Origin of the sequence: Sphaerochaeta globosa str. Buddy (genome assembly GCF_000190435.1) — a bacterium.
Classification (GTDB): Bacteria; Spirochaetota; Spirochaetia; order Sphaerochaetales; family Sphaerochaetaceae; genus Sphaerochaeta; species Sphaerochaeta globosa.
In genome coordinates this window covers 1,115,387-1,127,782 of sequence record NC_015152.1, presented here as the reverse complement: position 1 = coordinate 1,127,782, position 12,396 = coordinate 1,115,387, and the positions used below count along the sequence as shown (strand labels likewise).

Below are 12,396 nucleotides of genomic sequence, written 5' to 3'. Positions count from 1 at the left end.
CCTTCGGGATTCCCTTTTTTATAGAGATTCATCAAAGACAAGAGAAAATCTTTTTATTCCCTACTCGGTATTTTATATATTTTTCCTTATCGTTTACAGTATACCGTCATTCAGTGAATTTCCCTGACCATATAGGTTTAGGAGCATCATCAATTTCGGATAACTTCCCAAGGGCACTTTCACTCAGAGATTGCATGGGATTCTGATCTCGCTCAAACGAACTTGTCAAAGCACTACCGCCATTCACCGAAGTGGTATATCCAGTTGAAGCAGAACCTGCAAAGGTTTTTGCGGCCAACGAGGCATTGGCCTGTACATCACTTTGCCATCCGGTCTGCGATCCATAGGAGGCCTGGGCTCCGGCGCCGATGCTCCCTGGCCCGGCTGAAGCTGATACATCAAGGTTTCCTTTGAATTGATAGTCTGTCACCACACCTTTTCCATCGGTGGAAACGGAGGTCCGCAGGGAAAGGGATGCCTTACCGTCGGCAAGCTCCATGCTCATGCCTCCGCTATGGTTTGTTGCTCCGCTGTTGGCGCTTTGGCTGAACGTATAGTCCAGGTTAGGCCCTCCAACCGGTGAAAAATCAGCGGTGAACGTGGCCTCGGTGCGAGCGCAGCTGATCCTTCCCTTCAAGGTGGGAATAAACGGGATTGAAAGATCTGTTCCATAGGAATCCAATTTCTGATAGAGCGGTGAGGCTGGCGGAATCTCTTTTGATTCAAACTGTTTCTTGGCGATGCGCTCGCGCGCTTCGCGTTCCTTGTCGACTTTCTCCCGTTCCTTCTGTTCCCGTTCAGATGCCGCTCGGATGGCATCGATGGAACACCCGCAATCCCAGGCATCCCTGTACTCGTAGCCGGCATAGCTGGTGAGGATGTTTTCAAGAGCTATGGTCACGTACGTAAGAATCTGGGAACGAAGCATTAATTCCTTCTCTTCCCTTACCTCAGGATCACTGATCAGAAGGATATGGGAAAAGACTTTCTGATACATGGGCTGAACTACTTTCTCCAATTTCTTGTAGGCGGGAACGGATGCATTGGTAGCTTGGTTGAAGTAGCGATTCGCTATTCCATTGTACTGCGGCACATAGTTTGTATGTACCCGATGAATCGCAATCGCACGCTGATCATCATTCTCGATTGCTTCAGCCTTTTTTAGATCTGCTTCTTCCTTGAGAGCAATTGCCTTGTACGCTTCATTGTATGCATGTAGGCTCTCTTGGACTGCCTTGACCGTTTCCAAAGTCAGCCTTCCTATATAGGACAGGTAAAATTGGTACACCTGCTGCATAGCAAGGAAATTCTGCTGCTGAAAGATTATATTCTGGGCATCTGCAAATTCGTGCGGTTTCAGTTTCAAGATTCCGTAGCTGGGATCGAACAGTGTCATAGATCCCATCATGGCATCAAGATTCCTTGTCTGTAGCAGTGATTCAAAATCCATTGCAGCTGATTCAAACTCAGCAATTTTCTCTTGGAGAGCACTGTCATCAAACTCAATGACCATATCCTCGGTATAATCCTCATATGCTTGGGGATTTGCAAGCATTTTCTCAGGGTCGACTTTCAAGCGGAACTCAATGCCCAAATTCCTGAACATTTTGGACTGATAGGCAACCGAAACAGCAACGCTTCTTACTGCATATATGGAAAGAGCTTGGGTGAATTCAACCAAGGCGCTGCTTCCCAACGGAGCGTTGACGGCTTGTACGGTGGCGTATTGGGTGAGAATAACCGGATTGGGGATTTTGTAGGTCTGTTGCTTGGCAAGCGAGGTGACAAATCTTCTCACCCTTTCCGCTTCCTGAGGGATCAAATCCTTGTAAAAATCAGCCGCTGTCACGATTTCTTGGTTTTCCAGAAGAGGAAACGCCGGCTCCATAGCTTCAATGGGGACACCTGCTCCCAACCCGATGTATTCAGTAAGGATCTCCGTCTCAGCCTTGATAGCCTTATTCTGTTGCATCGATGCTGAGGGAAGAAATGGCTTTTGAGCGAGCAAGGATTTCGCCTTTTGTGTTTTGCCCAGTTTTTGATAGACACTCGCAAGGGCGGTACATACCTCACTATCCGTAGAATCAAGTTTGTAGGCTTTTTCCAATACCACGAGAGCCTCATCATATCGATCAAAGCGATTATACAACTGGCCCAAGTTCAACAACCGTCGGATACTCGATTGAGTGTACTGTCCATGCTGGAGGGAGCAGTAAAGCGCATAGGAGGCAATGCTGAGAATCTCGTCCTCATCCAGTGCAAGGGATTCCCCGATTTCCAGCAAACCGGCAAGGGAAAGTGCATAGTTGGAAATGATGGGGCTGTCATCAGGCCAAATGGAAAAAGCCGCAGTACAAAGAGCTGCAGACAGTCGACCGGAAGTAGCACAAGCTAGCAACGTGCTTGTCATCAACGATGTCTTCTGGATGTCAAAACCAGCCGAAGTTTGTCCATCGAAGGTAGGGTCACGAGGAAAGAGGGAACGTAATACAATTTTCTCTCGTGCTGTAAGCCTATTGTTCAACTGAAAATAGAATTGTTTAGCTTGCTGCAGCAATAGTTCTTTATAAGCTTCATCAAATTCGGGGATCTGATAGTCTTCTCCCAACGGTTCTTGTATTGGGGGGACAAGAGGATTTTGTTCCTGTTCAGGTATAGCCGCATCCTCGCTGTCCATGTACTGCATTGCCATGTCTATTTCACTTTCACTCATACCATACCCAGCCATAAGCTGTCGGTAATCCAACGTGGCAGAACATAAGCACCCCGTAACCAACACACATGCGCAAAGCAACAAACTTTTTCGCATAATCACCTTCTTGGTTTTATGTTTTTTGGTTCACCTGTTCAATTTGTTTGAGGAACGTGGCCCCATCGACTGCTTTGGAGAAGAGGTATCCCTGATATTGATCACACCCTATCTCTTTGAGGAACGCTAATTCATCTTTCCTCTCAACACCCTCTGCAAGAACGGTCGCCCCTACTACCTTGGCCAGGAGCAACACTGTTTTATAGATGGTAATCGACTGTGAATCGGGATAGCGGGAGATGAAGGAACGATCAATTTTAATCATGTCGATGGAGAGTTCCATAAGATAGGAAAGCGAGGAGAAGCCGGTGCCAAAGTCATCGATTGCGATGGCAATTCCTTGTGCATGCATCTTTTCCAAAATGAAATTTGCCGAGGTGAGATTTTCTATGGCCGTATGCTCGGTCAACTCAACAGTCAGGAAGTTGTCTGGAATGTGGTACTCCCTGAGCTGTGATCCTAATAGGTCAATAATTACAGGATTGGAGAACTCCTCAGGACTCAGGTTTATGGACAAGGAGAAATTGGGGCAATTTGTTTGCAGATACTCAAGATTTTGACTCATGAATTGGATGGACTGGGTAATGACAAACCGTCCCAACTGGTCCAGCTGTTGCTGTTCCTGGAGTATGGGCAAAAACTCATCTGGTCGAATGGTACCCAGTGTGGGACTTTCCCAGCGAATCAAAGCTTCGGCGCCAATTATCAGTCCTGTCTGCACGGAGAGTTGCGCCTGATAAAACAGTTTGATTTGGTCTGTATTGAAGACACCGACGAGCGCTTCCCGAATGGCAGTCTGTCGTTGAAACTGCTTGCGAACCTCGCTTGTATAGAATACTGGTCGCGCAGACTTTAGTTTCTCTCCCATCTGGCTTGCCAGATAGGCATCCACCAAAAGGTCGAATACATTGGAGGATGTGGATGGATAGTTGGAAGCTCCACAGTCCAGGCGGATATCCAAGGTATTGAAAGGCTCTTGGAAAGCATTTATCAGCAATTGCATTTTCTTGGATAGGGATTCGTTAAGTTCACAATCCTTAAGAAAGACAAAATAAGAATCAAATGAGAACGCATGCACTGCTAGTGTCGAACCAAGCAGATTTGAGAGCGTGGAAGCAAAATTAAGAGAAAATTTGACGCGTTCACTTTGATTGAGCTGCATGCCGATTTCTTTGCTGTTCTGCACTTTGATGCAAAGACAGGAAACTGACTTTCCTTCGCTGACCAAGGAAAAAATTGTGGAGAAGCATTGCGAAGGATCGTGATTGGCCAACTCACAGAGCTGATTGATATCCGAAGGTGTCCATCGCGAAGGGCTGTACACCTCAACGGTATGCTCGCGTTTATTCTGTCGCGTATAGAGGTGCGTTATCGAAAGGCTGGTCAAAAATTTGTTTCCAGAACGATGGAACACCCATGCCGGGTGCTCTTCCATCTGTTGGCGCGTGTGAGCGACTACCTGTAAATCCTGTCGCAGCTTAAAAGAACTCTTTCCGATGAGTTCATTCTGCTGGTATCCTGAAAGTTCCTCAAATGCTTCGTTGCAAAAGGTGATATTTCCCTTTGCATCACAAACAACAATGCCGTTGGTTGCATAATCGGCAACCAAGGAACTTATTCGCATTTGCTGCTTATCCCCGACACGAATCTGATAGAAAACAACCAAGAGGCTTCCTAGTATGAATACCAATGCAGTGATTGCATATTTCACGGAGTCATGGGAGAGCAGGAACTCATGAGTCAGGTGGGGAACTTCGGCAATTTCATACGTGCTGACCAACGTCCAGAGCCGAACCCTTCCAGGCGTCCAGGAGAGACGCTCGCTGGTTCTGGGATAGATCGCCTGATGAGTATATACCGATTTCCCAATAATGCTGGTTCCCTGATCTGATGCATACAAGGCGGTAAGCAGATTCGGTACCTCAGCATAGAGATTCCTATCGGTGGCATAGAGCTCGGTACAATCACCCTGGCCGCTCAAAACCACGGTTCCCTGCGCATCGATGAGGACAAAACCAAGATCCTTATCCAAGGTTGACTGATAGTCTTTCAAAAAGGAGAGCATGAAACATGCATCAAAATCGATGGCTACAATTCCTAAAAACACCGATCCCCGGTATGCAGGAAGGGCGAGGGTGATAAGGGAATTGCTTGTGCCGTACACACCATCCTCATCGAACACTTTGGATATATAGAGCACCCTGGGAGCAAGATTGCGAGTTCGGAGAAAGAGTTCACTCTTTCCAAGGTCCTGTAGCTCCTCATCACTAGCCAGTGTAATGAAACTACCGGGATTCCTATCCACCTGAATACGTTCTTTTCCTTGGGTGTCAATGAATCGCTGGTGGTAAATATACTCTTTCTGGGTCGTAATACGGACAAAAAGCCTGGCAAAATCCAAGAGAGTAGCCTCATTTGGTTCTTGGGCATAGCGAGAGAATTCATTCGAATTATAGACAACCAAGAGATCGGAGACATACTGGGAGAACACCGATTCTATCTGGTTTGTAATGATGAGTGTCCCTCGCTGCTGTTCTGCCTGCAGTTTCAGGGAGGCCTGTGCTATGACGGATTGTTCATAACCGAGAAGCAGGGTGAAACATACCACCGCAAGTGGAAGGACAATAAGGAGCATCAAGCGAAGAATGCGCTTGGGCGACTTGCCTTGAAAGACCATTGCTTCTCCCTTACTCACACCCCAAAGGAGGATGAATCACTATGGGGTAAGGATACCACAGCTATGGTGGGGGAGGAAGCTTGAATGCACGCAACTCTTGGAATATATTGCTACATTCCAAGAGTTTTTGATTCGATTAATAGATTATGTCAGAGGCACCAACTTGGAAGCAGAGTAATAATCGATAAACAAATTCCAGTCCGCATGGGTTTTCAGCAAGGTAGCAGGAACCATCGGATCCACTGCCTTGGTGAGGGTGTTGTACACCGCCTCAGCCTTTACCGCATGCGGGACCGAGGAGACGATGTGCCTTGCAGACAGGATCTGCCTGGGGCACATGGTGATCGCCTGTACCGGCACATCCTGGATGCTGCGGAACCATCCCTCGCCCACCTGCTGCTGCTTGCAGCGGCCGTCCAGCTCCACCACCTTGTAGGCCTGCTCGGTCTCAAAGTCCGCCGGAGGGTCGTTGAAGGCGATGTGCCCGTTCTCCCCGATGCCGATGACACCCACGTCCACCGTCTTGCTTCTCAGCTCTGCACTAAGGGCGGCGATGTTCTTCTGCACATCCCCCTCCCCGTTCACGAAGTGGGCAGCCTTCAGCCCGACCTTGGAGACGAAGCGCTCCTTGAGGTACCTGCGAAAGCTCGCGATGTGGCTCTCGCTCAGGGCGACATACTCGTCCAGGTGGAACATCTCCACCTTGGCCCAGTCGACATCCTCGGCCGTCAGGGCCTCCATGGTTTCGAACTGGCTCGCCCCCGTGGACAGGATGATCCTCGCCTCCCCCCTCTGGGCTATCGCCTCGCATAGCAGTTCGGCTATCTTCTTGGCTGCCCGCTTTCCCAGCTCCTGCGGGTTTTGCGCAATCGTGATGGTAATACTCATATTCGCTCCTCAATCATAGTTGGTATGTTCAGTTCCTAACGGGCACTTCCATCCCGCTGACAAAGACACGCTTGACATCGATTCCCTCATCGAAGATCACAAGGTCGGCCTGCTTGCCCACAGCAAGCGAGCCGGTCGCACGTGGCGAAGCTGCCGGTGAAGCAGGGTGAGCATATGCCAGACCCTCCTACAATTCATTCGTAGACCGCTAGGTCCGCTTTGACAAATCGATCGGTAATGCCCTTTATTTGTGCAACTGCTTGCTTGCATCGCTGATCGCTGCTGGACGCAACTTCCCAACGAGCCATTCCCTCTTCACTTCGGCTGATTCTTTGGGCTATCTGAAGCCAATCGCCACCCAAGTCCGTTTTTGCATCAATGTGCTCGGCAAGACCGTAGCGCATAAGCGTTGCATCCAGACTGCTGCCATCTTCCATTGCCGTAAAAACCTTCAAACTTTGATTGCGGAACAAGTCTTCCACTTCATTCACGACAGGTTCCAAATACTCATCCGAGAAGAAATGACAAGGCCACTCCCTTTCTCTGAAAATGCTCTGTTGCCGTTGCAAGGCTTGGGTATAGAGCTGGGGAGAAGCCGCCCACACTTTTGCGGTAAGCAAGGTGAAATACAAGGTATTTTCTGTTGCAGCAAAACCTTGTGAATAGTCGTCCAAATTGAACGGGAAATTCATATAATAATGTGCTGATTCTTCGCTGGCAACAAGATATTGCTGCTTGAGATTCTTTCGGAGTGCCTCCTTGATGAACGAATGTCCATTTCGGATGATATGAACCCCAATGCCACATTTTGCTTGATACACAACGGAAAGAGGATTTGCTTTGACATCGTAATACATATGAGGGTCCCAAGCGCATGTTCCAAAAAACCCACTTGCATGGACTTTCTTGAAAAAATCGGTAATTTGAGGTATCAGGATGGAGAGATTGAAAGAAGGGGTAATTTGTTCCCCTTCCTTGGTCATGATATCCATGCGATCACCATCCCCATCAAAGCAGAAGCCAAAATCATAGTTGCCACTTTTCATCATATCCCATGTAGGCTTGATACTTTGGGCAATGATGGGATTTGGATCTCCTGCCGGAAATCTGCCGTCGGGAATCAGATTCCTTGCACGCACGGTTGCACCTGCATACTGCAACGCCTCGGTAACCTCTGTACCAGCAGCTCCACACAGGTAATCAATAAGAATGGAAGTACCTTTTAGGGAGTCTTTCTCAAGCCCGGCCAATTTCAGGGAATATGAAATAAAAGCATCCAGGTACCGATGTACCTTCACAGAACCTCTGCTCTTCGCAGAAGGTATCGATCTGTCATCCTCGCAATAGAATTCCCGGATACAGGTTATGCCACCTTTAGGACCACTATCCATTGCTAAAGTCTGAAGGCCGGGGGCCATCAATTTCATGCCAATATAGGTTCCTGGATTGTGGCTTGCAGTAAACATGACTGCCGCTGACTCAGGGTTTTGCATGCAGCTGAAATAAAACTGACATGTGGAAATTTGCAATGGATTGACGATAATATTCAACCCCAAGTCAGCAAACACCTCTATGGCAAGCTCGAGCAAAGCAGGAGCGGCCAGTCGGGCATCCCTTCCAACAACCACAGAAGACACCTGCAAGACCTCGATAAAGTACCTCCCAATGGCCTTGACGAGACGGACCATCAAAGGAGCATGGAGTTCTGCACTTTTAGTTCTGATATCATAGGCTTTGAACATACTCGTGTTCAGAGCTTTTCGTTCTATTTCCGATAATTCTTCATACCTCATGGTCGATTTCCTTGGAATAATCTGTTTTCATATTCAGCATAAGCAAATGCATACGCAGAATATGATAAGGATCTTTTACCGGCAGAGCGACTACACGCTCCAGGGGTATACCGATCCGCGTTCGAATCTGAATCCACTCTTCCCCCTTGTCAGAAGGAAAGGTGGTATAGGTGTACTGTTTCAAGCGCTCATACCAAACAAAGAAACGTTCATCTTTGGTAGCTTGATAAAAACGTGAGCAGGCATACAGGGCTTCCACATGCGGCCACCATAATTTCAATTCCCATGTGGATGCAACCAACTGAGAGAATGCGGAGCCATCACACTCCCCTTTCGGTTCTCCCCCATCAGTATCCACATAGCGAAACAAGCCTCCCCATTCTTTGTCCCATCCCAGTTCCAATGACGATAGGACAAATGCAGAAAGAACCTCTCTGTATTCGTCACCAAGGGCATCAAGACAGAACCACATACATTCTATTGCATGTCCGGGATTGCGATGTCGGGCCAGTAAATCCATATTTTTGTGCGTATCTTGATAGACCACCTCACGAATTTGCATGGTTTGATTGTCTGCAAATACCTGGAGAACTGAATGTGCCGCCGATTGGGCATCCATCCTGACCCGGGAAGCTTCAGGTATCCCCAGCTGCTGAAGCGCTAAAGCCAGCTCATGTGCTGTGTTGCAGATAATCATGGAAATCGATTGAGCACTAGTGCCGGGGGGAAGTGGATAGGGTTCAGTCCTGATAATTCCCCTTGCCATGACTTGCTGCATTTTTGTATAGATGCCGAGAGCTGTACGGGCAATATCTTGGCTTTCTACAAGCAGGGCATAGCGGGCGAATCCCATGATCACAAAACAATCGGCATACATACTGGTATACAGACTGTCATGAGAACCGGTCTTTTTTGGATTTCCCTTCCGATCGAGCAAAAAAGCACAGACTTCATCCTCGCCGGGCAATAGAGCCTTCTCGTTCAGCAAATGGAATAAGGCATCGCAACGTTTTCTGTATTGCAGAAGGGTGGCGTCATCAATTCCCTCTGAGCACTGAGCATGACCCAAGAGAAACGATAGACACCACAACATTCTTCCTTGTGACCACGTGAATTTATCTTCTGAAACCCTTTGCTTCCCATCATTTGTATAACACGTAAAGACACCACCGTATGCATCATCAAAGGCGGTTTCCCAAAACGGGAGAACCTGAGACTGTAGATGGTCCTTGAACCATTGGAAATCGTTATTCATATTACTTCCTAGCTTGGTACCGGAGATGTCTCCGGTACCAAGGTACGGGTCAACCCATTTTGAAACTTGAAGCAATGGATTTACCTTGCTTATGATTCATCAGGTAGACTATGCCGAATACGACTACCAACAAAATTACCGAGAGCGCGCTTGCTTCTCCGAGTTTACCATCAGCTACAGCACCATAAATCTGGATTGGAACGGTTCTCGTTCGTGAACTGTACAGCAGAATAGTAGTACTCAATTCCTGCAACAACGTAGTGAGCGTGAGAATGGATCCACTGATAATCGCAGGCATAATAAGAGGTACGCTGACCCTGCGGAACGTATAGAACCAGTTTGCTCCTGCAATTGTGGAGGCTTCTTCAAGAGAAGGATTCAATTGCGAAAGGCTGGCCGCTACGGAACGGTATACATACGGCGTGCGGCGAACCATATAGGAGATCACGATGATGGTATAGGTACCAGTCAACTTAATCAGACTGCTACCGCTGAAAGCCGAAAGCAATGCAACCGATACAACGGTTCCAGGAAGGATGAAAGGAGCCATGATCGACAAATCGAGCAAAGCCGCTCCCTTGGGCTTCTTCCTTTCTGTAATATAGGCAATGAGACTTCCCAAAATCGCGGCCAATCCCGTTGCTAGAATGGAAAGGTAGAATGTATTGAAGAGCTCCTTGTTGGAGTATTGAGGGATACGAAGATAGTTTCTGAACGTGAATCCCTCAGGGAAAAGTCCTACCCACTTCTCAAAAAATGACATCACGATGATGGTAATCTGAGGCAGGAGAGAGACCACAAGGATAATGACGCAATACACTATGGCAATAATTCTGATACCCTTGCCCTCATGCAGCTTTATTTCTGAGTGGGTCGCTGAAATTGTCTCATACTCGTGTCTATTGATTACCCTTTTTTGGAGATACAAGACCAAAGCTGTAATCAATACATTGACCACGGCAATCGATGCAGCACCATTGAGATCCCAAAACCCATTGACCCGGAAATAAATCAAGGTAGGAAGTACGTACTTGTCTCCACCGATAATTGCGGGAATACCGAAGTTCCCGATTGCCCTGACAAAAACCAAAAGGGCTCCGGCGCCAAGGCTGGGAAGAATCAAGGGGAAGGTAATGGTTTTAAAAATATGCCATCGTCCGGCTCCCATCAACATTCCGGCTTCTTCCAACAACGAGTTTGCGGAAGCAAAAGCGCCATAGGATAACTGGAATACAAACGGATAATACGTAAGAGTCATACAGAGAATCATACCGAACATACCATAGATTGTCGGAATTTCTATGCCCAGAGGAGTAACTATGAAATTGAGGAAGTGACGAACAACCCCTTGCCTGCCCAGTAGTATGACCCAGGTAAATGCGCCTACGAAGGAAGGCATAATAATTGGGAGAATACCTAAACTCAGCATGAGATTCTTACAGGGCATTTTCACACGAGCAACAAAATAACCCATGGGAACACCGATCAAAACACAGAAAAATGTTACAGCAAGACTTACGATGAAAGAGTTTAGCAATGCTTTTTGGTACATCGCACTTTCAAAAAACTTGGTGAATCCCTGCAGAGAGAAGTTTCCCAGTACCAGTTTGTTACCTGAAGGCATGAATGCCCTGAGCATGGTAACCACCATCGGGTAGACGAGAAAAATTGCCATGAAGGCAAGGGGAATTGCAAAAACAAGATAGGGAGTGAAATCTTTTTGCAAAAATTTCTTCAAGTTTTTCTCTTCACTCCCCTTTATGTTGATTGGAGGTGCTGAATTCGTTGTTTTCATTAGTTTCGAACCTCCGGCAGGAACAGGAACGGCAAACCTTCTTTCACTTTTACATATACTGAATCACGCTCAAAAACACCCTCTACCATATAGGGCATATCAATTTCCATAGAGACTTCGCTGACGCTCGCATCCAAGACTACTTCATACCGTACAAACTGCCCCAGATGCTGAATTATCTGAACAGTGCCCCTGATTCCTTCCGATGTTCTTTCCTTGCAGATCTCCAACTGTTCGGGGCGCGCACCAAGTAGAACGGAAGATCCATTCGCGACACCCTTGTTGGTACTGAATCGAACATTTTCCGGATGGACTGAGATTTCGGTTTGGGTACCTTCGATGGTAGCTTTTCCTTGGCCTGTCAGCTTTGCATTAAAGAAATTCATTTTTCCAATGAAATTGGATACAAACGCATTGTTCGGCCGGGTATAGAGCTCATTGGAAGAACCAATCTGTTCGACTACACCCTTGCGTAACACAGCAAGCCTGTCGCCGATAGCCATCGCTTCTTCCTGGTCATGAGTAACAAAAATGGTAGTAATGTTGGTAGCTTTTTGGATTCTTCGAATTTCCGCCCTCATGTATCGGCGAAGTTTGGCATCCAAATTGGCAAGCGGCTCATCAAGCAACAGAATATCTGGATCATAGACGAGAGCGCGTGCAATCGCTACACGCTGCTGCTGTCCACCGGAGAGCCCGGTGGGAGAAGGATTCCGTTTCAATTCCTCGGTAAGTCCGACCAACTCCATTACTTCGGTTACTTTCTTTCTGACGATGTCATCGGGTGTTTTCCTGACACGCAACCCATAGGCTACGTTCTCAAAAATATTCATATGAGGATATAAAGCAAAACTCTGGAATACCATGCCGATATTTCTTCTGAAGGGAGGGATAAGGGTCATATCCTTATCGCCATAGAGTATCTGACCATCAGTAATCGACTCCAAGCCGGCCGTCGAACGCAATAGCGTGGTTTTACCACACCCGGAAGGACCAAGAAGACAAAAGAGTTCACCGGGTTCGATAGCAAAGGAAACATCCTTCAAAGCATGTACGGGATTCTTTGACTGTTCCCCAAAGATTTTATTCACGTGTGTATATGTCAGGTTCAGACTCATGATTGGTAGGTACTCCTGTAGATTCTTAACTGTTCCTGCCTGGGGTAAAACCCAGGCAGGA

At 47.3% G+C, this 12,396-nt stretch carries 7 protein-coding genes; all 7 read right to left on the bottom strand.

All coding sequences use genetic code 11. From position 1 onward, the window contains the following. Nucleotides 1-106 precede the first annotated feature (106 nt). The 7 genes from SPIBUDDY_RS05255 to SPIBUDDY_RS05225 all read right to left on the bottom strand — a co-directional run bounded on the left by SPIBUDDY_RS05255 (nt 107) and on the right by SPIBUDDY_RS05225 (nt 12,335). The gene (locus SPIBUDDY_RS05255; RefSeq protein ID WP_013606720.1) at nt 107-2,809 is read right to left on the bottom strand and encodes a tetratricopeptide repeat protein; all 2,703 of its coding nucleotides are present in this window, start codon (nt 2,807-2,809) and stop codon (nt 107-109) included. Nucleotides 2,810-2,825: 16 nt separating this feature from the next. After that, a complete protein-coding gene (locus tag SPIBUDDY_RS05250) occupies nt 2,826-5,504 on the bottom strand; it encodes an EAL domain-containing protein (RefSeq protein ID WP_155816069.1) in 2,679 nt (892 codons plus the stop codon). 126 nt (nt 5,505-5,630) lie between these two features. After that, nucleotides 5,631-6,374 (bottom strand): 6-phosphogluconolactonase, encoded by a 744-nt coding sequence (locus tag SPIBUDDY_RS05245; RefSeq protein WP_013606718.1) that lies wholly within the window; start codon nt 6,372-6,374, stop codon nt 5,631-5,633. A 194-nt stretch (nt 6,375-6,568) separates the two neighbouring features. After that, a complete protein-coding gene (locus SPIBUDDY_RS05240; RefSeq protein ID WP_013606717.1) occupies nt 6,569-8,167 on the bottom strand; it encodes a phosphomannomutase in 1,599 nt (532 codons plus the stop codon). Next, nucleotides 8,157-9,422: an AGE family epimerase/isomerase gene (locus SPIBUDDY_RS05235; protein ID WP_013606716.1), complete on the bottom strand. Its 1,266-nt coding sequence runs from the start codon at nt 9,420-9,422 to the stop codon at nt 8,157-8,159. The genes SPIBUDDY_RS05240 and SPIBUDDY_RS05235 overlap by 11 nt, the downstream gene beginning before the upstream one ends. Nucleotides 9,423-9,471: 49 nt before the next feature. Continuing rightward, on the bottom strand, nt 9,472-11,160 hold the full coding sequence (locus tag SPIBUDDY_RS05230; protein ID WP_041381106.1) for an ABC transporter permease: 1,689 nt from the start codon (nt 11,158-11,160) through the stop codon (nt 9,472-9,474). Nucleotides 11,161-11,216: 56 nt separating this feature from the next. Beyond that, nucleotides 11,217-12,335 (bottom strand): ABC transporter ATP-binding protein, encoded by a 1,119-nt coding sequence (locus SPIBUDDY_RS05225; protein ID WP_041380592.1) that lies wholly within the window; start codon nt 12,333-12,335, stop codon nt 11,217-11,219. Nucleotides 12,336-12,396 lie beyond the last annotated feature (61 nt).